The sequence below is a fragment of the Pseudomonadota bacterium genome, assembly GCA_026388315.1.
Classification (GTDB): Bacteria; Desulfobacterota; Syntrophorhabdia; order Syntrophorhabdales; family Syntrophorhabdaceae; genus MWEV01.
Window position 1 is genome coordinate 1 of record JAPLKA010000121.1, and the last position, 23,506, is coordinate 23,506.

Genomic DNA, 23,506 nt, shown 5'->3' on the forward strand with positions numbered 1-23,506 from the left:
AATGTAACCCTCAACGTGGAACTCGTCACCCCCATCGCCCTGGAGAAGGAACTCCGCTTCGCCATCAGGGAAGGGGGCAAGACCGTAGGTGCTGGCGTTGTGACTGAGATAATAGAGTAGAGGGGAAGAAGATGAGGCAACGAATCAGGATATGTCTGAAAGCCTTTGATCATGGTTTACTTGATCAATCGGTTAAAGAGATAGTGGATGCTGCAAAGAAGACAGGTGCACAAGTAGTGGGGCCTGTTCCTCTACCTACAATGATACAAAAATTTTGTGTCTTGAGGTCTCCGCATATAGATAAGAAATCACGTGAACAGTTTGAAATCAGAACGCATAAAAGACTGATCGATATTGTTGATCCGACACAACAAACTGTTGATGCCCTTATGAAATTAGAGCTTGCAGCAGGCGTTGATGTGGAGATTAAGTCTTGAGGTGTATAACATGGCAATAGCAGAATTACTTGATATAAAAGGCGAGAAGATCGGTGAAGTAGAGATAAAAGATGAGGTCTTTGGTGTTGATGTAAAGCCTCACCTGATACACGATGTGGTTAGAATGCAGCTTGCAAAGCGCAGAAGCGGCACAGCCTCCACAAAGACCAGGAAAGATGTGAACGCAAGCGGAGCCAAGCCATTCAAACAAAAAGGAACTGGAAGGGCAAGGCAGGGAAGTATGAGATCACCCTTGCAGGTTGGCGGCGGTGTCGTATTCGGGCCTCACCCGAGGGATTACAGTTATACAATCCCCAAAAAGGCAAGAAGGAGCGCCCTGAGATCTGCCCTTACTGTGAGATATACCGGATTCAACATGAAAATACTTGATAAATTGGAAATAGAGGGAATAAGTACAAAGACGTTCAACGGGATTTTAAAAACGCTGAACCTTACAAAGCCCCTTTTTATTATTAACCAGAAGGATGAAGTTATAGAGAAATCAGCACGGAATATTCCCTATGTAAAGGTATTACGGACAGATGGTTTAAATGTATACGATATTATAAGGCATGAGCAGCTGGTATTGACGTTGGATGCGCTCCGAAAGATTGAAGAGGTATTGGCAACATGAACGAATACGATATTGTTTTAAGACCGATAATCACAGAGAAGAGCTCACTTTTAAAGGATAACGCCAATCAGTACATTTTTGAAGTACACAGAGATGCGAACAAGATAGAAATCAAAAAAGCCATTGAAAAGCTTTTTAAGGTGAAGGTTCTTTCCGTAAGGATCTCTATAATGGATGGCAAAATAAGAAAGCTCGGGAAATTCTCTGGAAAGAGGCCTGACTGGAAAAAGGCAATTATTAAAGTCAGTCCTAAAGATAAAATAACGATTTTTGAGGGTGCATAATGGGTATAAGAGAATATAAACCGACTTCTTCAGGCAGAAGGTTTATGAGCGCCAACACCTTTGAAGAAATTACGAAGGGTAAGCCGGAAAAATCTTTAACAGGACCTGTTAAGAAAACAGGTGGAAGAAACAATGTCGGCAGGATAACAACGAGGCATATAGGGGGCGGTCACCGCAGGAAATATAGAGTAATCGATTTTAAGCGGGACAAGTTAGAGGTTCCCGGTAAGGTTTTTGGAATCGAATATGATCCGAACAGATCCTCACATATTGCCCTCATACATTATGCAGACGGCGAAAAAAGGTACATTCTCGCGCCTCTCGGTTTAAAAGTAGGAGACCATGTTGTTGCAAGCATGAAGGCAGATACTGAGATTAAGGAAGGTAATACGCTCCCCTTAAAGTTTGTTCCTGCAGGGGCATTTGTGCATAATGTTGAGATGAAGCCCGGTAAAGGCGGACAGTTGGCAAGGAGCGCCGGGAGTTATGCTCAACTTGTAGCAAAAGAAGGTGAGTATGGTCATGTGAGGCTTCCCTCCGGGGGTGTCAGGTTGGTGAATCTGTCGTGCATGGCGACAATAGGACAGGTTGGAAATATCGATCACGAGAATGTGACAATCGGCAAGGCCGGAAAATCAAGGTGGCTTGGCACCAGGCCCACCGTGAGAGGAACCGCAATGAACCCTGTAGACCACCCCCTCGGTGGTGGTGAAGGGAGATCGAAAGGTGGAAGGCACCCTTGTTCACCATGGGGGCAGCTTGCAAAAGGCTTGAAGACAAGGAAAAATAAAAGAACAGATAAATTTATCATTAAGCTAAGAGGGTAGGAGGTCTACGTGGCGAGATCTTTAAGAAAAGGGCCGTACATTGTTAAAAAATTGTTGAGTAAAGTCGAGGAAACAAAAAAGACGAAAAGCTCAAAGGTGATAAAAACATGGGATAGAAGTTCTACCATTAGCCCTGATTTTGTAGGGATAACCCTTGCTGTTCATAATGGTAAGAAGTTTATACCTGTTTTTGTGACAGAGGAAATGGTGGGGCATAAGCTTGGCGAGTTTTCTCCGACGAGGACTTTTCACGGCCACTCAGGGGATAGAAAGGCAAAAGTGGTAAAGAGGAAGGATTAAGCATATGGAAATTGTTGCAAGGACAAGGATGATAAGGATATCTCCGAGAAAAGTGAGAATTGTAGGAGATGTTATAAAAAAGAAAAATATTAATGATGCCATGGGTATGCTCATGTACATGCCGCAGAAGGCTGCATTTATTTTAAAAAAACTTCTCGACAGTGCCATTGCAAATGCAAAGCAGAAGAAATATGTTGATGTGGATAACCTTTTCGTAAAAAATGTGATTGTTGACGGGGGGCCAGTGTTGAAAAGATTCCTCCCAAGGGCAATGGGAAGGGCAACGAAGGTCAGAAAAAGATCAAGCCATATTACAATGATTTTGGATGAACTTTAATATTGGAGGTTAAATGGGTCAAAAGACACATCCTTACGGTTTTCGCCTTGGGGTAATAAAAACATGGGATTCAAAATGGTTTGCTTCAAAGAATTATGCAAAATTTCTTTACGAAGATATCATTATAAAGAAATTCCTGAAAACAAAGCTCAAACAGGCAGGCGTTTCGAGGATAGAAATAGAAAGGGCAGCCAACAAAGATAAGAGAGTGAAGATCAACATATATTCTGCAAGGCCAGGCCTTGTAATAGGAAGAAAAGGCGCAGAGGTGGAAAACCTCAAAAAGGAACTCCAGAAGATGACGGACAAGGAAGTTGTCCTGAATATCACTGAAGTAAAGAGACCGGAAGTTGATGCACAGCTCGTTGCAGAAAATGTGGCCTTACAACTTGAAAGAAGGGTTTCCTTCAGAAGGGCCATGAAAAGGAATGTGTCTCAGGCTATGAAGTTTGGTGCAAAAGGCATAAAGGCAATGTGTGCCGGCAGATTAGCAGGGGCTGAGATTGCCAGGACAGAATGGTACCGTGAGGGAAGAGTCCCTCTCCAGACCTTAAGGGCTGATATAGATTATGGATTTGCCATATCTATGACAAAATATGGCGTCATAGGCGTAAAGGTGTGGATTTTTAAAGGCGAAGTATTTCAGGAGGCGGTGTAATGCTTTCACCAAAGAGGGTTAAATATAGAAAGCAGCAGAAGGGCAGGATGACGGGCACTTCGAGCAGGGGCAATACAGTAAGTTTCGGGGATTTTGGTTTACAGGCCCTTGAGTGCGGAAGGCTTACTGCACGGCAGATAGAGGCAGCAAGGATTGCACTTACAAGATATGTAAAGAGAACCGGAAAAGTATGGATAAGGGTCTTTCCCGATAAGCCCATAACGAAAAAACCTGCCGAAGTAAGGATGGGAAAGGGTAAAGGAGCCACAGAAGGGTGGGTAGCGGTTGTCAGGCCCGGTAAAGTGCTCTATGAGATAAAGGGTGTTCCCGAGGACAAAGCAAGAGAAGCATTGAGAATCGCATCTTTTAAGCTTCCTATTGAAACAAGATTTATTGTAAGAAGCGAGGATTTATGAAAGCGAAAGAGTTGAAAGATCTGACAGCCGAAGAGCTTTTGAAAAAGAAAAAAGATGTTAAAGAGGAAGTGTTTAACCTGAGGTTTCAACATTCCACAGGGCAACTTGAGAATACTGCGAGAATGAAGCTTGTAAGGCGCGACGTTGCACGGATAGAGACGATATTAAAAGAAAAGGAACTGAATAAATAGAGGTTGAGCATGGAATCAAAAGAGAAAACAAACAGAAAAAGAATAATCGGTATTGTTGTAAAAGATAAAATGGAGAAGACAGTTGTTGTGGAAGTTGAAAGGTCTTTTAAACATTCCATATACCATAAATACGTTCAGACAAAAAAGAGATATAAGGCACACGACGAGACAAACAGATGTACAGTCGGTGACAAGGTTGTAATCATTGAAGCGAGACCCTTGAGCAAAGAGAAAAGATGGCTGGTGAAGGAAATTATTAAAAAGGAAGTGCATACGCTAATCCAGGAAGAGGTGTAAGAGAATGATACAGGTAAGAACTAAGCTCGAGGTAGCAGATAATTCCGGTGCGAAGAAGCTTGGGTGTATCAGAGTTCTTGGTGGATCAAGAAAACGGTATGGAACAGTGGGAGATATTATTGTCGCCTCTGTAAAAGAAGTGATTCCAAATTCCAAGGTAAAAAAAGGCGAGGTCGTTAAGGCTGTTATAGTCAGGACTAAAAAGGAAATAAGAAGGGTTGACGGCTCATATGTAAAGTTTGATGATAATTCAGCCGTCATAATAAATCAGCATAATGAGCCTGTCGGGACAAGAATCTTTGGACCTGTGGCAAGAGAATTGAGGGCAAAGAAATTCATGAAGATTGTTTCATTAGCGCCTGAGGTAGTGTGAGGTTAATATGAATAAAGAACACCATGTTAGAAAAGATGACCTTGTTATGGTTACAACCGGTAAAGACAAGGGCAAAACCGGCAAGGTTTTAAGGATAAACAAAAAGAAGGACCGTCTCGTTGTCGAAAAGGTAAATATGGTAAAAAGACACGTAAAACCAAGCCAGAAGACAAAGGGCGGTATTATGGAAAAAGAAGGCTTAATACATGTTTCGAATGTGATGATTTATTGTGAAAAGTGTTCGAAGCCTGTGCGAGTCGGAAACAAACTGCTCGAAGATGGCAAGAAAATAAGGTTTTGTAAAAAATGCAATGAGGCAGTTGATAAGTAAACGGGAGGCATTCATTGAGAACGACATATATGGAATTTTACGAAAAAGAAGTGATACCTGCTATGATGCATAAATTTAAATATAAAAATGTAATGCAAATCCCAAAAATTGAAAAGATTGTGGCGAATATGGGTGTAGGAGAAGCGATTCAAAACATCAAAGTTCTCGACATCGCATCGGGTGACCTTACAACAATAACAGGTCAAAAACCTGTGATTACAAAGGCAAAAAAATCAATAGCTTCTTTTAAATTGAGGGCGGGTATGCCCATAGGTTGTATGGTAACGCTCCGGAGAGAAAGAATGTACGAGTTCTTTCATAAGCTTGTCCATATTGTCCTCCCCAGGGTAAGAGACTTTAAGGGCGTGTCATCCAAATCGTTTGACGGGAGAGGAAATTATACCCTCGGCTTGAAAGAACAGATAATCTTTCCTGAAATAGATTATGACAAAATCGATAAGGCACGGGGCATGAATATTACAATAAAAACAACTGCAAAAACTGACGAAGAAGGTTTGGAATTATTAAGACTGATGGGGATGCCATTCAGGGGCTGATGGAGGAATAAATGGCAAGAAAAGCTATGATTGAAAAATGTAAAGGTGTTCCTAAATTTAAGGTCAGAGTAAGGAATCGATGTTCAGTTTGCGGGAGGCCAAGGGCCTTTTTGAGGAAGTTCGAACTGTGCAGGATATGTTTCAGGAATTATGCCTTAAAAGGCGAGATCCCTGGAGTGACTAAATCAAGCTGGTAAGGGGGCTTTTATGCCAACAGTAGATCCTATTTCCGATATGCTAACAAGGATTAGAAATGCATTAATGGTTCGCCATGAATCTGTTGACGTGCCATATTCCAATGTGAAACTTGGTATATCTAAAATTCTTAAAGAAGAAGGGTACATCAGGAATTATAAGATTTTTGTAGATGAGCAGAGGAAAAAACATTTAAAGGTTTATATAAGCTATGACGATGCAAACGTAAGCGTAATAACGGGTTTAAAGCGTATAAGCAAACCGGGAAGAAAGGTGTATGCTAAAGTGGGTGAATTGCCAAAGCTGACCAAACGAATAGGCATGGTAGTACTTTCAACTTCCCACGGGCTTATGACTGATAAAAATGCAAAAAAAAATAATGTTGGAGGGGAACCCCTCCTCTTGATCTGGTGAGGTGCAGGATGTCAAGGATAGGCAGAAAACCAATTATACTGCCTGAAGGTGCAAGGTTTGATCTTCAAGATGGGGAAATTATTGTTTCAGGACCAAACGGGACATTGAAGCGAGGTCTTATAACGGGCTTGGAACTGGACGTTGCAGGAAATTCTGTTTCAGTCAAGAGGATGAACGATGACCTGAAGACGAAGGGATACCACGGACTGATGAGGACGCTCATTAACAATATGGTCGAGGGTGTCAGTAAAGGGTTCGAGAAAAAGCTCGAGATTGTCGGTATTGGATACAGGGCAGAAATGCAGGGTGATAGCATTGTTTTCTACCTTGGCTATTCTCACCCGATCAAATTCCCCTTGCCCAAAGGGATAACCGCACAGGTTGAGAAGCAGACTCAGGTAACGATAAGGGGATTTGATAAAGAACTTGTCGGGCAAACAGCAGCAAAAATAAGGATGCTGAGAAAGCCTGATGTTTACAAGAATAAGGGTGTAAAATATGCCACCGAAACCTTGAGGAAGAAGGCAGGGAAAACCGGGAAGAAGTAAGGATTAAGGGGTAGGTAATGGACAGAAAAGATAAGGTAGAGTCAAGGATAAAAAGGAAAAAAAGAATAAGAAAGAATATCTTTGGCACAATGGATAAGCCAAGGCTCTGTGTATATAAAAGCCTGAAAGGCATGTATGTGCAACTTGTCGATGATGCGAATGATAAAGTGATTACAGGTGCATCTACATTGAACAAGGAGATTAAAGGACAGATTAAAAGCGGTGGCAATATTGAAGGTGCCAAAAAAGTCGGGGAATATATAGGAAAAAAGGCAATCAGCATTGGTATCACCCATGTGGTATTTGACAGGAATGGTTTTAAATACCATGGTAGGATCAAAGCTCTTGCAGACAGCGCAAGAGAAGCCGGTTTAATATTTTAAGAGGAGGCTCCCTGTTGATTGAGAAAAAACGCATAGAACTTGATGGGATTGAGCTACAGGACAGGTTGGTTTACATAAATCGTGTCGCGAAGGTCGTGAAAGGCGGAAGAAGATTCAGCTTTAGCGCCATCGTCGTGGTTGGCGATGGAAACGGTCGTGTAGGGTACGGTCTTGGCAAGTCTAAAGAGGTACCGGATGCAATACGAAAGGCTATTGAGCGGGCAAAAAAAGATTTAGTTAATGTCAGTGTTATACATGGGACCATCCCGCATGAAATTAAGGGCAAATATGGCGCAAGCGAGGTATTCATGAAGCCTGCACGGGAAGGCACAGGCGTTATCGCAGGCAGGGCAGTTCGTGCTGTCGTTGAGGTAGCCGGTATAACAAACATATTGACCAAATGCTACGGTTCAAGAAATTATCATAATGTTGTAAAAGCAACAATAATGGGCCTTTCGCAGTTAAAAACACGTGATATGTTTTTAAAGCAAAGAGGTAAGAGTAAGGGCGAGGAGGGTTAATAAGGTGTCTCATCTTAAGATAAAGTGGGTACATAGCACTATCAGTTGCACTCAAGACATGAGGGCAACTGTAAAGAGCCTTGGTTTTAAAAGGCTCTATGAGGAAAGAATTGTAAAAAACACACCGGAAATGAGGGGCATGGTCAAAAAAGTGATCCATCTTGTAAAAGTTTTGGAGGACGTTCAATAAATGAAACTTTCTGATTTAAAACCAAGCGAAGGCTCAAGGAAAAAGAGAAAAAGAGTCGGGAGAGGAACAGGCTCCGGACATGGAACAACGGCAACTTATGGAAATAAGGGGCAACGTGCAACAAGCGGCGGCACGAAAGGCAAATCGTTTGAAGGCGGCCAGATGCCTCTTACGAGAAGGATACCGAAGAGAGGATTCAGAAATCCCTTCAGAAAAGAATATGCCTTGATAAAAATTGCTGATCTTGAAATATTTAAAGGAAAGGAAAAGGTAGAGATACAAGACTTCCTGGAAACTGGACTTGTTAAAGACGTGAAATCTGGTGTGAAGCTTTTGTCCGGCGGTGAAATAGGCTTTGCCATTAAATTGGTTGTCCATAAGGCATCTAAACAGGCTATAGAGAAGATTAAAGCTCAAGGCGGAGATGTGGAGGTATTGATTTAATGGGAGGTTTCCAGAATATTGGAAAAATCCCTGAACTTAAGCGCAGAATTCTCGTTACCCTTGCCTTGCTTGCAGTGTATAGGGTCGGTGTTCATATACCAACTCCTGGCATTGACGGCGCTGTATTAGCAGGGATATTCGAAAGAGCGAAGGGAACTTTGCTTGGCTTCTTTGATATGTTCGCCGGCGGCGGTTTGGAACGCCTTTCTGTTTTTGCACTTGGCATAATGCCTTACATCAGTGCATCCATTATTTTACAGCTTTTAACCGTGGTGGTTCCTACGCTTGAGCGATTGTCGAAAGAGGGAGAGTCCGGCAGGAAGAAAATCACCCAGTACACCCGGTACGGGACAGTGCTTATAAGCCTTATACAGGGTTTTGGAATAAGTATCGGCTTAGAACAGATGAAGGGAGCAGCCGGAGAGCTCGTTGTTTACAATGCGGGTTGGAGTTTTAGACTCATGACAATGATTACATTGACTGGTGGGACAGCATTCATAATGTGGCTTGGTGAACAGATTACAGAAAAGGGTATCGGTAACGGTATATCGCTTATCATATTTGCAGGTATTGTAGCGAGGATGCCCAATGCAATTGCAAGTACAATGGGTCTGGTGAATTCCGGTGAAATGAACTGGTTTGTTGTCATTTTACTGGTTGCAATGATGCTTGTGGTGGTTGCCTTTATTATATTTATGGAGACATCGCAGAGGAGGATACCGGTTCAGTACGCCAAGCGAGTTGTTGGCAGAAAGGTATACGGAGGACAGGCAACACATTTGCCCTTAAAGCTTAACACCGCCGGCGTTATCCCGCCGATCTTTGCTTCATCGATCCTTATGTTTCCTGCAACGATTGCCAGTTTCATAGACCATCCGTATATGAAGAAATTTGCAGAGCTTCTCACGCCGGGTACCTTTTTGCACGAGCTTTTGTATGTCGGTTTTATCGTTTTCTTCTGTTTCTTTTATACGGCAATAGTTTTTAATCCCGACAGTGTTGCAGATAATATGAAAAAATATGGCGGTTATATTCCGGGTATAAGACCGGGGAAAAAGACATCGGAGTATATAGAAAAAATTCTTTCAAGGGTGACTTTTGTTGGCGCCATGTATATATCGTTTGTCTGCGTTCTGCCTACTTTATTGGTGAGTAAATTTAATGCACCCTTCTATTTTGGCGGTACCGCCTTGCTTATAGTGGTTGGTGTGGCCCTTGATACGATTCAGCAGATAGAGTCGCACCTGATACTCCGGCACTATGATGGCCTTGTTAAGAAATCTTCCCGGATAAGGGGAAGACGATAGAAATGGCGCGGGGCGTCCAAAATATTGCAGAATGGTTATATTAAAGAACAAAGAGGAAATAGAAAAGATCAGAAAAGCAAGCAGGTGTGCAATTGATGTGCTTTTTTATTTAAAAAAGTTTGTTAAAGAGGGAGTAAGGACAAAAGAACTTGAAGAGGCAAGTGCAGACAGGGTTAACAGGACCGGGAATATAAAACCTGCCTTTAAGGGTTATAACGGTTTTCCATACTGTTTGTGCGTTTCTGTGAATGATGAAGTAGTACATGGAATGCCGGGAGAACGTGTTTTGACTGAAGGAGACGTAGTAAGTCTTGATTTTGGTGTTTTTTATGATGGTTTTTATGGAGATGCGGCATTGACGTATAAAGTTGGTGAGATTTCGAAAAAGGCAGAAAGGTTGCTTTCAGTTACAGAATCCTCTCTTTATAAGGGTATAGCAGAGGCAAGGGAAGGGAACAGATTGCACGATATTTCCCACGCGATTCAATCCCACGTTGAAGATGCTGGTTTTTCTGTTGTAAGGGAGTTTGTTGGGCATGGAATTGGCAGAAACCTGCATGAAGAACCACAGGTTCCCAATTATGGCGAAAAGGGTACAGGCATCAGACTGAAAAAAGGCATGGTATTGGCGATAGAGCCTATGGTGAACATGGGGCGAAGCGAAGTGATGATAAAGCAAAACGGCTGGACAGCGGTAACTAAGGATGGTTCTTTGTCGGCCCATTTCGAGCATACCGTGGCGATAACTGATAACGGTCCAGAAATATTAAGTAAACTATAGAAGGATTAATGCCAAAAGGGGAAGGTATAGAGATTGAAGGTACTGTGATAGAGCCACTACCTAATGCTATGTTTAGAGTGGAGCTTCCGAATGGCCATAAAGTGCTTGCCCACGTTTCTGGAAAAATGCGGATGCATTATATAAAGATACTGAGAGGGGATAAGGTCGTCGTAGAGCTCTCACCTTATGATTTAAGCCGTGGTAGAATTATTTATAGGGTTAAATAGGAGGTTTTCATGAAGGTTAAGCCTTCCGTTAAAAAGCGGTGTGACAAATGCAAGATTGTTAAAAGAAAAGGCGTGATAAGGGTAATATGTGAAAACCCTAAACATAAACAGAGACAAGGGTAAGGAGGTAAAGCTTGGCACGAATTGCTGGTGTTGATATCCCGCGGGATAAGAGAATAGAAATTGCCCTGACTTATATATATGGCATAGGAAGACCGCTGTCGAATAAGATTATTGCTGAGGCCGGTATCGACCCTAACACGAGAACCAATGCCCTTTCAGATGAAGAGATAGCAAAAATAAGGGACATTCTGGAAAGGACATGTAAGGTCGAGGGTGATTTAAGAAAGGAAGTAAGCATAAGCATAAAGCGTCTTATGGACATTGGTTGCTACAGGGGTTTGAGGCACAGAAGGAGTTTGCCGGTACGAGGGCAGAGAACCAAAACCAATGCAAGAACCAGGAAGGGACCAAGGAAGACATCAATGAAAAAAAAGAAGTGAGGTGGATAAATGGCAAAACCCAAAAAAAGCGGCAAGAAAAAGATTAAGAAAAGTATCCCGGTTGGTTCTGCTTTCATACAATCGAGCTTTAATAATACAATCATTTCAATCACAGATCCCCAAGGGAATGTGGTGGCGTGGTCAAGCGGGGGGGTTGTTGGTTTTAAAGGTTCAAGAAAAAGCACTCCTTTTGCAGCACAGCTTGCAGCAGAGAACGCTGCAAAAAAGGCTATGGAAAACGGCATGAAGACCGTAGATGTTTATATTAAAGGACCGGGTGCCGGGAGGGAAGCAGCTCTCAGGGCGCTGCAAAGCGTAGGTTTGAAAATACACCTCATTCGCGATATAACACCAATACCGCACAATGGTTGCAGAGCACCGAAAAGAAGAAGAGTGTAAGGAGGAAAACGTTGTCAAGATATGTTGGACCGTCATGTAGGCTATGTAGAAGGGAGTTAACAAAGCTTTTCCTTAAAGGGGAAAGATGTTATACCGAAAAATGTGCTATAGAGAAGAGAAATTATCCACCCGGCGTACATGTTGATACAAAGGGGAAGACGCTTGAATATGGTATCCGTTTAAGAGAAAAGCAAAAAATGAGAAAGATCTATGGTCTTGGTGAAAAACAATTTAGACGGTTTTTTACTATAGCTGCAACCAAAAAAGGCATAATAGGTACAAACCTCATCGTGCTTCTGGAGAGGCGTTTGGACAATATGGTTTATAGATTGGGGTTTGCTACCTCAAGAAAAGAAGCAAGACAGCTTGTATCACATAAGCACGTAATGGTTAATGGAAAAAAGGTGAATATACCTTCATACCTTGTCAGGGAAGGCGATGAAATTTCTGTAAAAGAAAAAGATCTTAAGAGTGTACAAAATGCCCTCGAATCTGTGGTGAGGAGAGGAATACCGTCCTGGCTGGAGATTGACAAAGATAATATAAAGGGTGTAGTGAAACTTCTTCCTGCAAGAGATGATATTACAATGCCTATAAAAGAACAGCTTGTAGTAGAGTACTATTCAAGATAGTTTTTTCTTACCCCCAAAGGAGGGTGCATGCATATGTTTGAAAAAAACTGGCAGGAGCTCATGAAACCGGCAAAAATTGAAATAGAGAAGAAAGAAAGTGCCTATGTGAAGTTTTCTTCTGAGCCCTTTGAACGCGGTTATGGGGTTACTATAGGGAATTCCTTGAGGAGAATCCTGCTTTCATCAATTATGGGCGGCGCCATAACATCTGTGTGGATTGACGGTGTGGACCATGAGTTTTCAACCATTAGAGGCGTTAAAGAAGATGTAATAGAAATAATATTGAATTTAAAGAAGGTCATTCTGAGATTGGATGATAAACAGAAAACGTTAAAGATAGACGCCTCCGGAAAGAAGGAAATAAAGGCAGGAGATATTATTAGCGACAGCAATATTGATATTATAAATCCTGAGCACCACATCGCCACATTGAGCGACGAGGCAAGACTATATATGACGATGAAGGCAAAAGTTGGAAGGGGTTATGTGCCTGCGGAGTCGAATTATGATGAAACAGAGCCGATTGGCACAATACCTATAGATGCAACTTTCTCACCTATAAAAAAAGTCACTTATAACGTTACCCCTGCAAGGGTAGAATCCAGAACTGATTATGATAAGCTTACAATGGAGATATGGACAAACGGCAGTGTTGACCCATTAGATGCCCTCTCGTTTGCTGCAAAGATTATTAAAGAGCAAATGCGTATCTTCATAAACTTTGAGGATATTGAAGAAAGCGAAATTGTAGAAGAGAAGTTCATTGACAAGCATGATTTTAACGAAAATCTCTATAGAAGCGTTGATGAGTTGGAGCTTTCCGTGAGGAGCGCCAATTGTCTGAAAAACGCCGATATAAAATATATTGGAGAGCTTGTTCAAAAGACGGAACAGGAAATTTTAACGACCAAGAATTTTGGCAGAAAATCATTGAATGAGATCAAGGACATACTATCGTGTATGGGATTGAAGCTTGGAATCAGGCCCGATAGTTTCCCCTCAAGGGATGATTTGGATAAAATGGCATTAAAAAGAAAAGATCATATATAGAGGTTTATCATGAGGCATCAGAAAACATTGAGTAAATTGAACAAAACGAAAAGCCATAGAAAGGCTTTGTTAATGAATCTGGCAAATGCACTCTTTTATCACGAAAGCATCAAGACAACGAATGTAAAGGCGATGGCGTTGAAAAGAGTGGCTGACAGGCTTATTACTCTGGCAAAAAAGAAGGACTTGCATTCACTGAGGCTTGCCTTTGCATTCCTGCGTGACAAGGCTGTAGTAAGGAAGCTTTTCGCCGATATTGGCGATAGATATGTATCAATCAATGGCGGTTACACAAGAGTCCTGAAGATTGGGCGAAGAAAAGGTGATGCTGCCCCGATGGCATTAATCGAACTCACACAGAAAAAAGAAAAAGAAGAGAAAAAGTAACATTTCAATATTCAATTGGGAGATCGTTCAACGGCAGGACAACGGACTCTGACTCCGTGAATCAAGGTTCAAATCCTTGTCTCCCAGCCAAGTAAATCCAATAACTTACAAGACATTTCACAAACTCTAAAAACTCAGTGCTAACCTATAGCTACCATTACAAATGAGATACTTTAAAAACTATTTGTATTTTTGGAATCAAAGGGCTAATATTTGGTTCTTTCTTAAATAAAGTGCAATATTCTCTATAACTCGCTGTAATTATATACCAATAAACAAAACGCACCGGTTACAATGAAAACTGGCATATCTTTGGTCCGCCAACCACGAATACCAGGGAGTAACCGATGCATCTACCAAAAAACTCTTCACTATTCCAGGGTACAAAATAACTGATACCTCTCTTGCTGATACAGAAATCCACATTTATTTAGAACCGTATAAGAGAAGTACGCCACTATGTCCACAGTGCAAGGAGGATGAAGAATGACCGAACAGGAAAAGAGTGGTAGTCCCGAATTTATGTACCTGCCTCTGGAAGACATTATAGTGGAGGAACAGATCAGGTCAAGCATCGATACGGAGAGTGAGTCCTTTAAGTCCCTTATGGAATCCATTGTCGGGGCTCACGTCACCCCCTCCACTGGCAAAGCCAATGGAGCCACCCCCTCTCGCTCCTGAACTCGCTAATAAATTCTTAGTGTACCGGGGTGTCTTAAATTCCGTGATTCGTTAAAGGCCGTAATTCGTACATCGTTAAGAGCTGTAATTCGTACTGTAATTCGTAATTTGTGCCCAGTTTTCACCTCTCACCCTTTCCTCCCTACGCTCTATGCTCATCCTCCCATGGATCAGGCGAAAGGGATATTGGCATATATTCAGGCGAAACATCCCGATAAAAGCTATGATGTGGATGGGGTGATGAATGAGCTGATGAAGGTCATACGTGAACCAGAATACGCTTCCCAGGAATTCATAGCAACAGTTGCTATGACTCTCGAAATCTCCGGGAAGTCAATACGGACGCTGCATCGCACAATTTTACTTTTAAAACTTTCTCCTGAGATTCAAGCCGAAATCCGGGCAGGAAACCTCCCCGTTTCCCAAGGGTACCTCTTCGCTGCGAACCTCGAATGTCCGGATCTTATGAAGATATTCACGGATATAATAAAGACGCCCGTTACCAATGCCACCCTACAGACCATGCTCACAGCGTACAAGAAGGTCAAACCGGACCCGGGCATCATAAAGCTCCCATCTATGACAAGGCAGGTTACCAGCTTACGATCCATAGAGTCACACATTGAGATGGGCGCCACAAAATACACACGACCTGGCCTTGAGACGCTTCTTGATGAGCTGCGGGTTTTCTGTGCTTTAGTGGAACTGCGGATACCGATTGCACCAATGCCTGCGCCGGGCAAGAAAAAGCCCCCTCAGGTGTGAAAAAGGCAGTGAATAGTGAATAGTGAATAGTAGATAGTGAATAGTTAAAAAGGCAAAAAATATGAAATGCAGTGAATGGCAATCAGAAAACATTGAACTTTGAATAGCTTTTCGCAATCCGCAGGTGGAACATCCGTTAAAAAACCGTTACTCCCATGAAGTTTGTCCGCGAATGGTTCTATCACTTGTGAGTACTACGGCACCTTTGTTTACACACCCCTCCTGTCAGGTTCCCATATATATTTATGTATTTGTAACTGGAATCTCGCTTGAAGGTTATCGGACAATATCCACTCTGCAAGTTCACGGGGTTCTAACTTTCCATGCACAGTGGAGAAAAGAACCTTGCAACGCTGAGGAAGATTGAATTTTTTCATCTTATATTTAGCCCATGAAAAATCTTTTTTGTCGCTTATTACAAATTTTACCTCGTCGCTATGTTTTAAATGATCAACATTAGCCCATAGGTTTTTCTTGCTCATTCCACTCCCTGGGCATTTGATGTCCATAATTATAGTAGCTTTTTTATGGATAGCACTGATATCAAAACTACCATTTGTTTCGATTAAAACAGCGAATCTTTCTCGGAGGAGTTGTTTTATAAGTTTGTTTGTTCCTGGTTGTAACAGTGGTTCACCACCTGTAATTTCCACCAATTTGGATTTATATTTATGGATTTTTGCAATTAAGCCCGAAATATTCCAGTTTTGACCTTCTTCGTATGAATAGGTTGTATCACAATAAGTACATCTGAGGTTGCAACCGGTAAGTCTTACAAAAACACATGGCAATCCGGCAAATGTAGATTCTCCCTGGATGCTTTTGAAGATTTCATTAACCCTTAGAGTTGTATCCATGATATTTTTCAATATTTCATAAAATTTAAAATGTTTGTCAGAAGCAGCGTTTGTTTATAAAATACAAAAAAGCTTATTCCCAGTAGAACGAACCACTTCCCGGTGTTTCGCATGCCCTGATTTTAGATACTTTTATATTTCCGTCGTTCAATCTTTCAGATAATTTTCTGTATAAATATTTGGCAATGTTTTCTGAAGAAGGGTTTTCTTCACGGAAAGATGGTACTTCGTTGAGGTCTTTATGGTCTAAATCTTCCAAAACTGCTTTTGTAGCATCCTTTAAATCTTTAAAATCTATTCCAATGCCTATCTCATTGAGTGATTGACATTGAACATAGACTTCTACAATCCAATTGTGTCCATGTTGTGCTTCACATTTGCCTTTGTAATTCCTTAAGTGATGCGCAGCTGAAAAATGGGTTTCTACGTAAATTTCGTACATTTTCAATTAAAATTAAACCTAAACGATATAAATTGCAACTTTTATTTATGTACGCATAATATTTTATCTTGCCTTAAAATGTTCAGCACTTCATGCTATGATTATCGGTTATTTGGGAGGTCCGCTTGAAGGTTATTATGGAGATTGAAAATAAACAGGAAATGAAACAATACGAACGATTGAAAAGATTGCAGTACCTGTTGATGTGGTACATATGCCCGATAGAGAATTCAGGAATGCCCGATAAGGTATTTATAGATACCAATTTATGGATATATCTCTTTCTTAAGCCCAGAAATCCTGCCGATAAGAAAAAAAGAGACAAAGTATTCACCGGGTCACAGAGAACTCATCCCCTGTGCCGCCTTGCATGTCCCTGACAATAAACGAGTAACCATTATCTGTTCTGATTCCCACAATGTAACGGAAATAATAACCGGTTTCTGTAAATGCAGAGAACCGGCTTTGCCCGCCGCTTCCTGCAGCAATGATATAGATAATGCCTTCCTTCATAGACCGGTTATAGAGGTGATCGTGGCCGGAAACCACGAGAGAAACCCCTTTTTGCACAAAGAGTTGATGAAGCTCATCCCGGGCTGTTTTGTACCGGTCGAGGCCATGGCGTGACACAATTGGAAAGAGCGACCTGTGAAGGAACACAAACTTGTATCGGAACGGCCGTTCCAGTTCGGCCTTAAGCCATGCAAGCTGCTCTCCTGCTATCATCCCCTTCTCGCCGGGAATCTCTGTGTTCAACATAACAAAGAGGGTATCTCCATCGGAAAAAGAATAGTACAATTTGGGGAAGAACTTCAGATATACTGTGAGTGACCTTTTATCCTGTATGTCGTGATTTCCGGGTGCAAGGTGCAGTATTTTATCCGGCCCTGTAATCTCAAGGAACCTTTTCCACTGGCTTGATCTCCCGGGATTGTGGATGGCATCGCCTGTATGGATGATAACCTCTATGTTTTGCTTCTCCACTATCCGGATAAAGGCAGGGTAAACCGAATCCTCTGATCCTGTATGCGTGTCGCTGATAATGGCGAAGGATGTCAATTCCGCCTGTGCAAAGAGAGGGCACAGGAAGAGGAACAGAGCGATAAGGCCCGCTATCCCGCTTCTTCTGAAAGTTTTATTTTTTATTTTCCTGACCGGCAATCTTACCCCATGAATCACGAAGTGCAACAACCCTGTTGAATACGAGTTTTCCGGGCAAAGAATCTTTTATATCGACACAAAAATAACCGAGCCTTTCAAACTGGTACCTGTTTCCCGGTGCTGCATCTTTCAGACACGACTCCACATAGCAGGAGGTAAGGGTTTCCAGAGACCCGGAATTCAGGTTTTTTGCGAGGTCATCCCCGATACTTGCCGGATCAGCGACCTGAAAAAGGCGGTCGTACAACCGTACTTCCGCGGGTACCGCATGTTCTGCCGATACCCAGTGGATGACCCCTTCAACCTTCCGTCCATCCAGTGGCGGCCCGTTTCGTGTCTCCGGATCATATGTGCAATGCAACTCCACAATTTCACCGGTTTTCTCGTCTTTGACCATACCCTCGTATTTGATAACATAGGCATTGCGGAGACGAACTTCCCTTCCCGGGCCAAGACGTTTGTACTTCTTCGGAGGGTTTTCATCAAAGTCGTCTTGTTCAATATAAAGTATCTTAGAAAAGGGAACCTTCCGTGTCCCCATATCAGGATTCTGGGGGTGATTGGCACATTCAAATTCCTCTGCCTGTCCTTCGGGGTAGTTATTGATTACAACGCGGAGGGGCCGCAAAACCCCCATTGCCCGCGGTGTCTGTTCATTCAAATCATCACGGACACAATGCTCAAGAAGAGAAATATCGACAAGATTTTCATTCTTCGCTACACCGATTTTTGCGCAAAATGTTCTGATTGACTCCGGCATGTAGCCGCGTCTTTTCATTCCCGCTACGGTGGGCATGCGTGGATCATCCCAGCCTGTCACGTGCCTGTTTTCAACTAATTCGATGAGCTTCCGCTTGCTGAGAATTGTATAGCTGAGATTGAGGCGGGCGAATTCAATCTGGTTGGGGCGGTTATTTTCAATCAATTGATTAACAATCCAATCATACAAAGGGCGGTTATTTTCAAACTCAAGGGTACAGATTGAATGGGTGATTCTCTCGATGGAATCTGAAAGGCAGTGGGCAAAGTCATACATGGGGTAGATGACCCATTCGTTGCCTGTCCGATAGTGGGGTGCCTGTTTGATGCGGTATATGACGGGATCGCGCATGACAACATTGGGAGAAGACATATCGATTTTAGCGCGAAGCACATGTGCCCCGTCCTTGAATTCACCGGCACGCATGCGGGCAAACAAATCAAGATTCTCCTCGATAGGGCGCATCCGGTAAGGACTTTCTCTGCCCGGCACGGTAAGCGTTCCGCGGTATTCCCTGATTTCATCTGCGCTCAAACTGCAGACATAAGCCTTGCCAATCCCGATAAGCTTGACTGCAAACTGATAGAGTTGCTCAAAGTAGTCAGAGGCATAAAAGAGGCGCTTATCCCAGTCGAACCCGAGCCAGCGAACATCGTTTATGATTGATTCGACATACTCCAGAGATTCACCGGCAGGATCGGTATCATCCATCCTCAGGTTGCACGTCCCTTTATATTGTGCAGCAATCCCAAAATTCAGGCAGATTGATTTGGCATGCCCGATGTGGAGATAGCCGTTCGGCTCCGGAGGAAAACGGGTAGCAACACGCCCGCCGTGTTTGTTTGTTTTTAAATGATCATCGATAATTTCACGAATGAAATCGGTTGGCGCTGAAACATCCGGTTGTGTCATTATAAAGCTCCTTTAAGTTGGTTCACGGTTCACGGTGAAGAAACCGGCTTGTTTAAGATATGCAATTTTTTACCATAAGCATCTCTCTCTTGCAAGAAAAGGGACGCCTGTCACATGCATCGTTATTTGCTGTCACCAATCAACGGCAATACTTTATCTATATGGAAGTAGACAAGATATCGTTTTTCGTTTTGCTGATTTTCGGGCACCGTGTAGGATTTTCTCCACCTTATTTTTGCAATGACCTCCAGGTCAGTTTCTTCTTTTATCCTGGTAAGGTATAATCTTTTACCGGCAAATTTTTCTCCGGCCTCCATAAAAATATATGCAGCATGGGGGTTCGATTGGAGGTTTTCATGGGTCAGGCGTTCGGTCATGATATATGCGACGGTTTCCTCATCAATGAAGTGAGGTCTTGAATAGACAGCTACATCTACTTTGCCCTGTGAGTCTGCCGTTGCCAATACGCCGCGGCCGGTTGCATTTTCAAAATATTCACTGAGATTCATCTTTGTCCTCCTGTAGAATTTGTACTTATTATAGCAAGATTCTATGTGTAGTGGTAAATTAAAAGCATGATGAATTTGGAACGGCTGCTGCATAGTTTTATTCTTTTGTGATAGTATCGTGAAAAAGGAGATGGATATGAAAAAGACACAGAAAAGCGTTTATTGGTATGGTTTTCTCCTTGTTTGTTGTTTCATCGGTTTAATCCTGTTTCTCCACAATCCTCTGTCCGCCCAGAATATCATTGAAGAATGGAACACAGTGAAGGCCCCGGCCAAACCGGAATTAAAGTCCGTTACAATAGATCCGAAGGCAACGGCCTTACTGATGCTGGATTTCAACAAACAGACATGTAATGACGAAAGGCGTCCACGCTGTATTGCTTCAATCCCCAAGGTAAAGAAACTCCTTACTGAAGCCCGCGCAAAAGGGGTTTACGTGATTTTCAGCCTCTCGCCGGGGGCAGCAGTGACAGATATCGCCAAAGAACTTGCCCCCCTTGCCAGGGAACCTGTTGTCACGTCGGGGCCGGATAAATTTCTTGGAACCGATATCGAGAAAATCCTTAAGGAGAAGGGCATTAAAACAGTAATTGCCGTGGGAACAGCAGCCCATGGTGCAGTTCTGTATACAGCAAGCGGGGCAGCCCTGAGGGGTATGCAGGTAATTGTCCCTGTTGACGGGATGTCTGCCGAAAGCACCTATCCCGAACAGTATGTGGCATGGCACATGGTAAATGCCCCCAGAGTCTCTGCCCTGACGGTATTGACAACGATTGACCTCATAAAGTATTAAGGAATTCAACGAGCCACAGCCCTTCTGTCGGTCAGGTTGAAACCGTTCCTTAAGGGGTATTAGGGATTCCCGTCTTTGTTATGGTTGTGTAAAGGCAAGGACAGTTTTAAGGAGTTAAATGGAGCGGGCAACGGGGCTCGAACCCGCGACATCAAGCTTGGGAAGCTTGCACTCTACCAACTGAGTTATGCCCGCATTGTGTATAATATTAAAGGATTTGAAACGCTAAATCAATATTTTTCAGCTTTTCCTGTTATAGCCGAATCTCTCTTCAAAAACAGGGGCTACGAGGTTGTCAACAGGTGCATGGTCATCGGTAATAATAATCGAATACCTTTTGTTAATGAATTCCTGCATGAGGTTTTCAGGCACAACTGCTGATGTGGCACGACCTCCCAGTCGGCCTTTAATATGTGTTTTAAAGTCTTCAATATCGATATTGCCTTTTCCGGCTAACACGATAAAAGTGCTGATGCGGGTATTTTCGAAGTCAGGGCTTACCGAAATGAGGTACACATTTTTCTGTCCGAAGACTTCACGCAAGGTTTTCATATATGACGGAAGAAAGGCTCCTTTTTGAAAATTATCGATAATGTTGGACATCAATATACCACCGGGATTCATGACCCCCTTGATCTGTTCGGCAAATTCCTTTGTTGTTAAATGATAGGGTATGGAAAGGTCATTATAGGCGTCGGTAAAAACGAGGTCATACTTTTCCTTGCAATTCATTACATACCAGCGGCCGTCTTCATTAAAAGACTTGATCCGTGTGGTTTTCGGCAGCCCGAGGTTTTTATTCACTATGTTAGTCACTTCAGGATCAATTTCTACAACATCAATGTGGGCATTGGGGTAGTAAACTTCCATATACCTCGGAAAGGTATAGCCGCCCCCCCCGATGGTGAGACTTTTAAAATCCAGATCTTTTTTGAACTTCCATTTCAATACATCGGCATAAATCCTTTCGTACTCGTATTCGATATGCATTGGGTTGTCCAGACTGACATAGGAATGGATGAGGTTGTCCAGTATCATTGCCTCAAGCGGTGTTTTACCGTCGGAACTGGTTGTTTTGCTCAGTTTTATGGTAAAGTAGTCGCTTTCTTTATACAGGTAGGCCTTGTCGGAGATAGGTATTTTAAAAAGATACGCATGAATTGCCCAGATGGCAGGGAAGGCGATGACGAGAAATATGGCGGCACTCTTTTTTGATTTAAAGAGAGAGCCCGAAAAAACCGCTGCGAGGATCAATATGATCCCCATGGTGAGGATAATACTTTTTGTTCCCATCCAGGAGATCAGGAAAAAACCGGTAGCAAATGTGCCGATGATTGCCCCCAATGTTGAAAAGGCATATATTTTCCCTATGACATTCCCTGCTTTATCGAGGTCTTTGAGCGTAAGCCTCACTACTACAGGTGAAATAGTTCCAAGTATACAGCCAGGTATGAAAAATATAATGGTTGTGACGAGAAATATGCGCAGCATGAGGGAGAGTGGAAAACGGTATCCTGCCACTAAACCGGTGAGCGGGATGATGGTAAGCGATGCAATGCCTGATAAGAGGAGCAGCCACCCAAGGGTCTTCCGGGTGGGAAATCTGTCCACCAGCTTACCTCCGATATAGGCGCCGATGCTTATCCCCGCAAGGATTACCCCTATGATGCTTGTCCAGGTATAAATGGAAACACCTACAAAGGGGGCGAGTATACGGCCTGCAACCATCTCAATGACCAATGAGCAGAAACTTGCTATGAACATTATAATATAGGCTTCAATAAGAATCATAAATACAAAAACCTCCATAAAATTAAATTGTGTAGCACGGTTTAGTTGGCTACGATTTAAAACGAAGCATTTGAATGCGCCTTAATAATTATAGTATTACAGGCGCTTTGTCAAATCATTTCATGGAAGGCAGGGTCTTACCTTCCATGTGTTTTTCATGAGGATAAGATATTCATATTTATAGAGATCCTCAACGAACTGGCAGATCATTTCTCCCTCATCGCTGAAGCGTCCCTGCGATGCCATGATGAACCGGAGTTCTTCCGTTACATCAAAGGAAAGAAAATCGGCGAAGGGGCCGCGTATAGAGGTGTAATTGAAAGTATGAGCGACCTGCTGGAGGTGCGAAAATCTGATCGAGTACTCGTTATGACCCATAAGGGAAATTTTCTCCGGGTTCCCTGTGGATTTAATATGAACAATAGACCGCAATGCCTCAGGGACTCCAGCTTCACAACTGTGCTCACCAAGATAAATATATGGGATTCCTGAAGCGCAGAGCCTTTCCAGGGCTTGGATAGCGCCGATGTTAAGATTAAAACCCTCGCCCTCCGGCCATTCAAATTTGTATTTTTCAAAGAGACGAAATAGTGTCAACAATGTCGGATCTGTGATTTTAGCAGATGATTGAAACATGACCTGATTCAGATTAGTGAGGGTCGGAAAATCTCCCAGGTTTTCATTCAGGATGGCCAGATCAAACCCTGTTAGAATGGAAGGATCGGTCTCCAGAAAATCTTCTTCCCTGTAGGAAACATTGTACTGGCTGAGGGTCTCTTTTTGTTTTTGGAGAAGGAATGGAGAGATATCTACCATACATGGCTGAAGCGAGTTATCCCTGTCGAGAAAATCCTTCATCACGTAGCCGTACCCGCCGCCGATTTCCATGATCTTTTTAATGCTTTCTATTGGCATGAAGTTGCTTAAATAATCATAGAGGAGGTGCCCGAAAGAATCGTTGCGACTGAGTATCTTCCTAAGCGGCGTTTGTTCAGGGTAGAGGGCATTGCATACAGTTAATTCCCAGCCAAGTGTGTTCAGTTGGCCCGTATGGTATTCTTTCGTGGAATTAATCGTGTAATCCATCGCTCCCTCTATTTACCATAATCTACCATAAATACGGAAGGATATGGTGAAGAACCCCGGTATCAAAAAATAGAATTCTTATGTTATCCTGCCAGTTCTGAGAGAATTCTCTTGTATCCACTATAC

Annotated in this window: 40 protein-coding genes and 2 tRNA genes; 34 read left to right on the forward strand and 8 right to left on the reverse strand. The window is 42.7% G+C overall.

The window, feature by feature from the left end; genetic code table 11:
• From NTX75_17585 to NTX75_17745, 33 genes are all read left to right on the forward strand, one after another.
• Positions 1-120 (forward strand): elongation factor Tu (locus tag NTX75_17585; GenBank protein MCX5818030.1); only part of this gene is annotated, 120 nt, incomplete at its 5' end.
• Positions 121-131: 11 nt separating this feature from the next.
• Positions 132-437, forward strand: a complete 306-nt coding sequence (rpsJ, locus tag NTX75_17590; protein ID MCX5818031.1) for a 30S ribosomal protein S10 — start codon at positions 132-134, stop codon at positions 435-437.
• Positions 418-1,071 carry a 50S ribosomal protein L4 gene (rplD, locus tag NTX75_17595; GenBank protein ID MCX5818032.1) on the forward strand — a complete coding sequence of 218 codons (654 nt, stop codon included), beginning with the start codon at positions 418-420 and terminating at the stop codon, positions 1,069-1,071. The genes rpsJ and rplD overlap by 20 nt, the downstream gene beginning before the upstream one ends.
• Positions 1,068-1,355 carry a 50S ribosomal protein L23 gene (locus NTX75_17600; protein MCX5818033.1) on the forward strand — a complete coding sequence of 96 codons (288 nt, stop codon included), beginning with the start codon at positions 1,068-1,070 and terminating at the stop codon, positions 1,353-1,355. Before rplD ends, NTX75_17600 begins: the two co-directional genes overlap by 4 nt.
• Positions 1,355-2,182, forward strand: coding sequence for a 50S ribosomal protein L2 (gene rplB, locus NTX75_17605; GenBank protein MCX5818034.1), 828 nt, complete (start codon positions 1,355-1,357; stop codon positions 2,180-2,182). Before NTX75_17600 ends, rplB begins: the two co-directional genes overlap by 1 nt.
• A 9-nt stretch (positions 2,183-2,191) precedes the next feature.
• Entirely contained in the window at positions 2,192-2,482 is a 291-nt protein-coding gene (rpsS, locus tag NTX75_17610; protein MCX5818035.1) for a 30S ribosomal protein S19, read from the forward strand.
• A 4-nt stretch (positions 2,483-2,486) separates the two neighbouring features.
• Positions 2,487-2,819: a 50S ribosomal protein L22 gene (gene rplV, locus NTX75_17615; GenBank protein MCX5818036.1), complete on the forward strand. Its 333-nt coding sequence runs from the start codon at positions 2,487-2,489 to the stop codon at positions 2,817-2,819.
• A 13-nt stretch (positions 2,820-2,832) separates the two neighbouring features.
• The gene (rpsC, locus tag NTX75_17620; protein MCX5818037.1) at positions 2,833-3,477 is read left to right on the forward strand and encodes a 30S ribosomal protein S3; all 645 of its coding nucleotides are present in this window, start codon (positions 2,833-2,835) and stop codon (positions 3,475-3,477) included.
• Positions 3,477-3,893 carry a 50S ribosomal protein L16 gene (gene rplP, locus NTX75_17625; GenBank protein MCX5818038.1) on the forward strand — a complete coding sequence of 139 codons (417 nt, stop codon included), beginning with the start codon at positions 3,477-3,479 and terminating at the stop codon, positions 3,891-3,893. Before rpsC ends, rplP begins: the two co-directional genes overlap by 1 nt.
• Entirely contained in the window at positions 3,890-4,084 is a 195-nt protein-coding gene (rpmC, locus tag NTX75_17630; protein ID MCX5818039.1) for a 50S ribosomal protein L29, read from the forward strand. Before rplP ends, rpmC begins: the two co-directional genes overlap by 4 nt.
• A 9-nt stretch (positions 4,085-4,093) precedes the next feature.
• Positions 4,094-4,381, forward strand: a complete 288-nt coding sequence (gene rpsQ / locus NTX75_17635; GenBank protein MCX5818040.1) for a 30S ribosomal protein S17 — start codon at positions 4,094-4,096, stop codon at positions 4,379-4,381.
• 4 nt (positions 4,382-4,385) lie between these two features.
• Positions 4,386-4,754, forward strand: a complete 369-nt coding sequence (gene rplN, locus NTX75_17640) for a 50S ribosomal protein L14 (GenBank protein ID MCX5818041.1) — start codon at positions 4,386-4,388, stop codon at positions 4,752-4,754.
• Between the two features lie 7 nt (positions 4,755-4,761).
• A complete protein-coding gene (gene rplX, locus NTX75_17645) occupies positions 4,762-5,085 on the forward strand; it encodes a 50S ribosomal protein L24 (GenBank protein MCX5818042.1) in 324 nt (107 codons plus the stop codon).
• Positions 5,086-5,114: 29 nt separating this feature from the next.
• The gene (gene rplE / locus NTX75_17650; protein MCX5818043.1) at positions 5,115-5,642 is read left to right on the forward strand and encodes a 50S ribosomal protein L5; all 528 of its coding nucleotides are present in this window, start codon (positions 5,115-5,117) and stop codon (positions 5,640-5,642) included.
• A gap of 11 nt (positions 5,643-5,653) precedes the next feature.
• Complete coding sequence (locus NTX75_17655) at positions 5,654-5,839, forward strand: type Z 30S ribosomal protein S14 (protein ID MCX5818044.1); 186 nt, start codon at positions 5,654-5,656, stop codon at positions 5,837-5,839.
• Between the two features lie 10 nt (positions 5,840-5,849).
• Positions 5,850-6,251, forward strand: coding sequence for a 30S ribosomal protein S8 (gene rpsH, locus NTX75_17660; protein ID MCX5818045.1), 402 nt, complete (start codon positions 5,850-5,852; stop codon positions 6,249-6,251).
• A gap of 8 nt (positions 6,252-6,259) precedes the next feature.
• Positions 6,260-6,799: a 50S ribosomal protein L6 gene (gene rplF, locus NTX75_17665; protein MCX5818046.1), complete on the forward strand. Its 540-nt coding sequence runs from the start codon at positions 6,260-6,262 to the stop codon at positions 6,797-6,799.
• 17 nt (positions 6,800-6,816) lie between these two features.
• Positions 6,817-7,182, forward strand: coding sequence for a 50S ribosomal protein L18 (gene rplR, locus NTX75_17670; protein MCX5818047.1), 366 nt, complete (start codon positions 6,817-6,819; stop codon positions 7,180-7,182).
• A 17-nt stretch (positions 7,183-7,199) separates the two neighbouring features.
• Positions 7,200-7,703, forward strand: a complete 504-nt coding sequence (gene rpsE / locus NTX75_17675) for a 30S ribosomal protein S5 (protein ID MCX5818048.1) — start codon at positions 7,200-7,202, stop codon at positions 7,701-7,703.
• 4 nt (positions 7,704-7,707) lie between these two features.
• Positions 7,708-7,893, forward strand: a complete 186-nt coding sequence (gene rpmD / locus NTX75_17680; GenBank protein MCX5818049.1) for a 50S ribosomal protein L30 — start codon at positions 7,708-7,710, stop codon at positions 7,891-7,893.
• A complete protein-coding gene (gene rplO, locus NTX75_17685; GenBank protein MCX5818050.1) occupies positions 7,894-8,337 on the forward strand; it encodes a 50S ribosomal protein L15 in 444 nt (147 codons plus the stop codon).
• Positions 8,337-9,644, forward strand: a complete 1,308-nt coding sequence (secY, locus tag NTX75_17690) for a preprotein translocase subunit SecY (GenBank protein MCX5818051.1) — start codon at positions 8,337-8,339, stop codon at positions 9,642-9,644. The genes rplO and secY overlap by 1 nt, the downstream gene beginning before the upstream one ends.
• A gap of 31 nt (positions 9,645-9,675) precedes the next feature.
• Complete coding sequence (map, locus tag NTX75_17695; GenBank protein MCX5818052.1) at positions 9,676-10,425, forward strand: type I methionyl aminopeptidase; 750 nt, start codon at positions 9,676-9,678, stop codon at positions 10,423-10,425.
• An 8-nt stretch (positions 10,426-10,433) separates the two neighbouring features.
• Positions 10,434-10,652, forward strand: a complete 219-nt coding sequence (gene infA, locus NTX75_17700) for a translation initiation factor IF-1 (GenBank protein MCX5818053.1) — start codon at positions 10,434-10,436, stop codon at positions 10,650-10,652.
• 9 nt (positions 10,653-10,661) lie between these two features.
• The gene (gene rpmJ, locus NTX75_17705; GenBank protein ID MCX5818054.1) at positions 10,662-10,775 is read left to right on the forward strand and encodes a 50S ribosomal protein L36; all 114 of its coding nucleotides are present in this window, start codon (positions 10,662-10,664) and stop codon (positions 10,773-10,775) included.
• A gap of 11 nt (positions 10,776-10,786) precedes the next feature.
• Positions 10,787-11,155 carry a 30S ribosomal protein S13 gene (gene rpsM, locus NTX75_17710; protein ID MCX5818055.1) on the forward strand — a complete coding sequence of 123 codons (369 nt, stop codon included), beginning with the start codon at positions 10,787-10,789 and terminating at the stop codon, positions 11,153-11,155.
• A 9-nt stretch (positions 11,156-11,164) separates the two neighbouring features.
• The gene (gene rpsK / locus NTX75_17715; GenBank protein MCX5818056.1) at positions 11,165-11,554 is read left to right on the forward strand and encodes a 30S ribosomal protein S11; all 390 of its coding nucleotides are present in this window, start codon (positions 11,165-11,167) and stop codon (positions 11,552-11,554) included.
• 11 nt (positions 11,555-11,565) lie between these two features.
• Positions 11,566-12,186: a 30S ribosomal protein S4 gene (gene rpsD / locus NTX75_17720; GenBank protein MCX5818057.1), complete on the forward strand. Its 621-nt coding sequence runs from the start codon at positions 11,566-11,568 to the stop codon at positions 12,184-12,186.
• 27 nt (positions 12,187-12,213) lie between these two features.
• Complete coding sequence (locus tag NTX75_17725; protein MCX5818058.1) at positions 12,214-13,236, forward strand: DNA-directed RNA polymerase subunit alpha; 1,023 nt, start codon at positions 12,214-12,216, stop codon at positions 13,234-13,236.
• Positions 13,237-13,245: 9 nt separating this feature from the next.
• Positions 13,246-13,623 carry a 50S ribosomal protein L17 gene (gene rplQ, locus NTX75_17730; protein MCX5818059.1) on the forward strand — a complete coding sequence of 126 codons (378 nt, stop codon included), beginning with the start codon at positions 13,246-13,248 and terminating at the stop codon, positions 13,621-13,623.
• A gap of 16 nt (positions 13,624-13,639) precedes the next feature.
• Positions 13,640-13,713 (forward strand) — tRNA-Gln (locus tag NTX75_17735).
• A gap of 396 nt (positions 13,714-14,109) precedes the next feature.
• Positions 14,110-14,304: a hypothetical protein gene (locus NTX75_17740; GenBank protein MCX5818060.1), complete on the forward strand. Its 195-nt coding sequence runs from the start codon at positions 14,110-14,112 to the stop codon at positions 14,302-14,304.
• Between the two features lie 165 nt (positions 14,305-14,469).
• Complete coding sequence (locus tag NTX75_17745) at positions 14,470-15,069, forward strand: hypothetical protein (GenBank protein ID MCX5818061.1); 600 nt, start codon at positions 14,470-14,472, stop codon at positions 15,067-15,069.
• A gap of 209 nt (positions 15,070-15,278) precedes the next feature.
• Here NTX75_17745 and NTX75_17750 read toward each other — a convergent pair whose 3' ends face one another.
• From NTX75_17750 to NTX75_17770, 5 genes are all read right to left on the reverse strand, one after another.
• Entirely contained in the window at positions 15,279-15,926 is a 648-nt protein-coding gene (locus tag NTX75_17750; protein MCX5818062.1) for a radical SAM protein, read from the reverse strand.
• A gap of 73 nt (positions 15,927-15,999) precedes the next feature.
• A complete protein-coding gene (queD, locus tag NTX75_17755) occupies positions 16,000-16,368 on the reverse strand; it encodes a 6-carboxytetrahydropterin synthase QueD (protein ID MCX5818063.1) in 369 nt (122 codons plus the stop codon).
• A gap of 330 nt (positions 16,369-16,698) precedes the next feature.
• The gene (locus tag NTX75_17760; GenBank protein ID MCX5818064.1) at positions 16,699-17,529 is read right to left on the reverse strand and encodes a metallophosphoesterase; all 831 of its coding nucleotides are present in this window, start codon (positions 17,527-17,529) and stop codon (positions 16,699-16,701) included.
• Positions 17,504-19,201, reverse strand: a complete 1,698-nt coding sequence (locus NTX75_17765) for a glutamine--tRNA ligase/YqeY domain fusion protein (protein MCX5818065.1) — start codon at positions 19,199-19,201, stop codon at positions 17,504-17,506. The genes NTX75_17760 and NTX75_17765 overlap by 26 nt, the downstream gene beginning before the upstream one ends.
• A 122-nt stretch (positions 19,202-19,323) precedes the next feature.
• Entirely contained in the window at positions 19,324-19,710 is a 387-nt protein-coding gene (locus NTX75_17770) for a pyridoxamine 5'-phosphate oxidase family protein (protein ID MCX5818066.1), read from the reverse strand.
• 136 nt (positions 19,711-19,846) lie between these two features.
• On the opposite strand from NTX75_17770, the gene NTX75_17775 reads away from it, so the two are divergent.
• Positions 19,847-20,503, forward strand: coding sequence for a cysteine hydrolase (locus NTX75_17775; GenBank protein ID MCX5818067.1), 657 nt, complete (start codon positions 19,847-19,849; stop codon positions 20,501-20,503).
• A gap of 119 nt (positions 20,504-20,622) precedes the next feature.
• On the opposite strand, the gene NTX75_17780 is transcribed toward NTX75_17775, so the two are convergent.
• From NTX75_17780 to NTX75_17790, 3 genes are all read right to left on the reverse strand, one after another.
• Positions 20,623-20,698, reverse strand: a tRNA-Gly gene (locus tag NTX75_17780).
• 45 nt (positions 20,699-20,743) lie between these two features.
• Positions 20,744-22,294 (reverse strand): fused MFS/spermidine synthase, encoded by a 1,551-nt coding sequence (locus tag NTX75_17785; protein ID MCX5818068.1) that lies wholly within the window; start codon positions 22,292-22,294, stop codon positions 20,744-20,746.
• Between the two features lie 120 nt (positions 22,295-22,414).
• A complete protein-coding gene (locus NTX75_17790; protein ID MCX5818069.1) occupies positions 22,415-23,380 on the reverse strand; it encodes a hypothetical protein in 966 nt (321 codons plus the stop codon).
• Between the last annotated feature and the right edge of the window lie 126 nt (positions 23,381-23,506).

What these genes read in the sequence shown, in the direction of transcription:
- rpsJ (MCX5818031.1), top strand. Translation starts at nt 132, where the DNA reads ATGAGGCAACGAATCAGGATATGTCTGAAAGCCTTTGATCATGGTTTA.
- rplD (MCX5818032.1), top strand. Translation starts at nt 418, where the DNA reads ATGTGGAGATTAAGTCTTGAGGTGTATAACATGGCAATAGCAGAATTA.
- NTX75_17600 (MCX5818033.1), top strand. Translation starts at nt 1,068, where the DNA reads ATGAACGAATACGATATTGTTTTAAGACCGATAATCACAGAGAAGAGC.
- rplB (MCX5818034.1), top strand. Translation starts at nt 1,355, where the DNA reads ATGGGTATAAGAGAATATAAACCGACTTCTTCAGGCAGAAGGTTTATG.
- rplV (MCX5818036.1), top strand. Translation starts at nt 2,487, where the DNA reads ATGGAAATTGTTGCAAGGACAAGGATGATAAGGATATCTCCGAGAAAA.
- rpsC (MCX5818037.1), top strand. Translation starts at nt 2,833, where the DNA reads ATGGGTCAAAAGACACATCCTTACGGTTTTCGCCTTGGGGTAATAAAA.
- rplP (MCX5818038.1), top strand. Translation starts at nt 3,477, where the DNA reads ATGCTTTCACCAAAGAGGGTTAAATATAGAAAGCAGCAGAAGGGCAGG.
- rpmC (MCX5818039.1), top strand. Translation starts at nt 3,890, where the DNA reads ATGAAAGCGAAAGAGTTGAAAGATCTGACAGCCGAAGAGCTTTTGAAA.
- rpsQ (MCX5818040.1), top strand. Translation starts at nt 4,094, where the DNA reads ATGGAATCAAAAGAGAAAACAAACAGAAAAAGAATAATCGGTATTGTT.
- rplN (MCX5818041.1), top strand. Translation starts at nt 4,386, where the DNA reads ATGATACAGGTAAGAACTAAGCTCGAGGTAGCAGATAATTCCGGTGCG.
- rplX (MCX5818042.1), top strand. Translation starts at nt 4,762, where the DNA reads ATGAATAAAGAACACCATGTTAGAAAAGATGACCTTGTTATGGTTACA.
- rplE (MCX5818043.1), top strand. Translation starts at nt 5,115, where the DNA reads ATGGAATTTTACGAAAAAGAAGTGATACCTGCTATGATGCATAAATTT.
- NTX75_17655 (MCX5818044.1), top strand. Translation starts at nt 5,654, where the DNA reads ATGGCAAGAAAAGCTATGATTGAAAAATGTAAAGGTGTTCCTAAATTT.
- rpsH (MCX5818045.1), top strand. Translation starts at nt 5,850, where the DNA reads ATGCCAACAGTAGATCCTATTTCCGATATGCTAACAAGGATTAGAAAT.
- rplF (MCX5818046.1), top strand. Translation starts at nt 6,260, where the DNA reads ATGTCAAGGATAGGCAGAAAACCAATTATACTGCCTGAAGGTGCAAGG.
- rplR (MCX5818047.1), top strand. Translation starts at nt 6,817, where the DNA reads ATGGACAGAAAAGATAAGGTAGAGTCAAGGATAAAAAGGAAAAAAAGA.
- rplO (MCX5818050.1), top strand. Translation starts at nt 7,894, where the DNA reads ATGAAACTTTCTGATTTAAAACCAAGCGAAGGCTCAAGGAAAAAGAGA.
- secY (MCX5818051.1), top strand. Translation starts at nt 8,337, where the DNA reads ATGGGAGGTTTCCAGAATATTGGAAAAATCCCTGAACTTAAGCGCAGA.
- map (MCX5818052.1), top strand. Translation starts at nt 9,676, where the DNA reads ATGGTTATATTAAAGAACAAAGAGGAAATAGAAAAGATCAGAAAAGCA.
- infA (MCX5818053.1), top strand. Translation starts at nt 10,434, where the DNA reads ATGCCAAAAGGGGAAGGTATAGAGATTGAAGGTACTGTGATAGAGCCA.
- rpmJ (MCX5818054.1), top strand. Translation starts at nt 10,662, where the DNA reads ATGAAGGTTAAGCCTTCCGTTAAAAAGCGGTGTGACAAATGCAAGATT.
- rpsK (MCX5818056.1), top strand. Translation starts at nt 11,165, where the DNA reads ATGGCAAAACCCAAAAAAAGCGGCAAGAAAAAGATTAAGAAAAGTATC.
- NTX75_17725 (MCX5818058.1), top strand. Translation starts at nt 12,214, where the DNA reads ATGCATATGTTTGAAAAAAACTGGCAGGAGCTCATGAAACCGGCAAAA.
- rplQ (MCX5818059.1), top strand. Translation starts at nt 13,246, where the DNA reads ATGAGGCATCAGAAAACATTGAGTAAATTGAACAAAACGAAAAGCCAT.
- NTX75_17740 (MCX5818060.1), top strand. Translation starts at nt 14,110, where the DNA reads ATGACCGAACAGGAAAAGAGTGGTAGTCCCGAATTTATGTACCTGCCT.
- NTX75_17745 (MCX5818061.1), top strand. Translation starts at nt 14,470, where the DNA reads ATGGATCAGGCGAAAGGGATATTGGCATATATTCAGGCGAAACATCCC.
- NTX75_17750 (MCX5818062.1), bottom strand. Translation starts at nt 15,926, where the DNA reads ATGGATACAACTCTAAGGGTTAATGAAATCTTCAAAAGCATCCAGGGA.
- queD (MCX5818063.1), bottom strand. Translation starts at nt 16,368, where the DNA reads ATGTACGAAATTTACGTAGAAACCCATTTTTCAGCTGCGCATCACTTA.
- NTX75_17765 (MCX5818065.1), bottom strand. Translation starts at nt 19,201, where the DNA reads ATGACACAACCGGATGTTTCAGCGCCAACCGATTTCATTCGTGAAATT.
- NTX75_17770 (MCX5818066.1), bottom strand. Translation starts at nt 19,710, where the DNA reads ATGAATCTCAGTGAATATTTTGAAAATGCAACCGGCCGCGGCGTATTG.
- NTX75_17775 (MCX5818067.1), top strand. Translation starts at nt 19,847, where the DNA reads ATGAAAAAGACACAGAAAAGCGTTTATTGGTATGGTTTTCTCCTTGTT.
- NTX75_17785 (MCX5818068.1), bottom strand. Translation starts at nt 22,294, where the DNA reads ATGATTCTTATTGAAGCCTATATTATAATGTTCATAGCAAGTTTCTGC.
- NTX75_17790 (MCX5818069.1), bottom strand. Translation starts at nt 23,380, where the DNA reads ATGGATTACACGATTAATTCCACGAAAGAATACCATACGGGCCAACTG.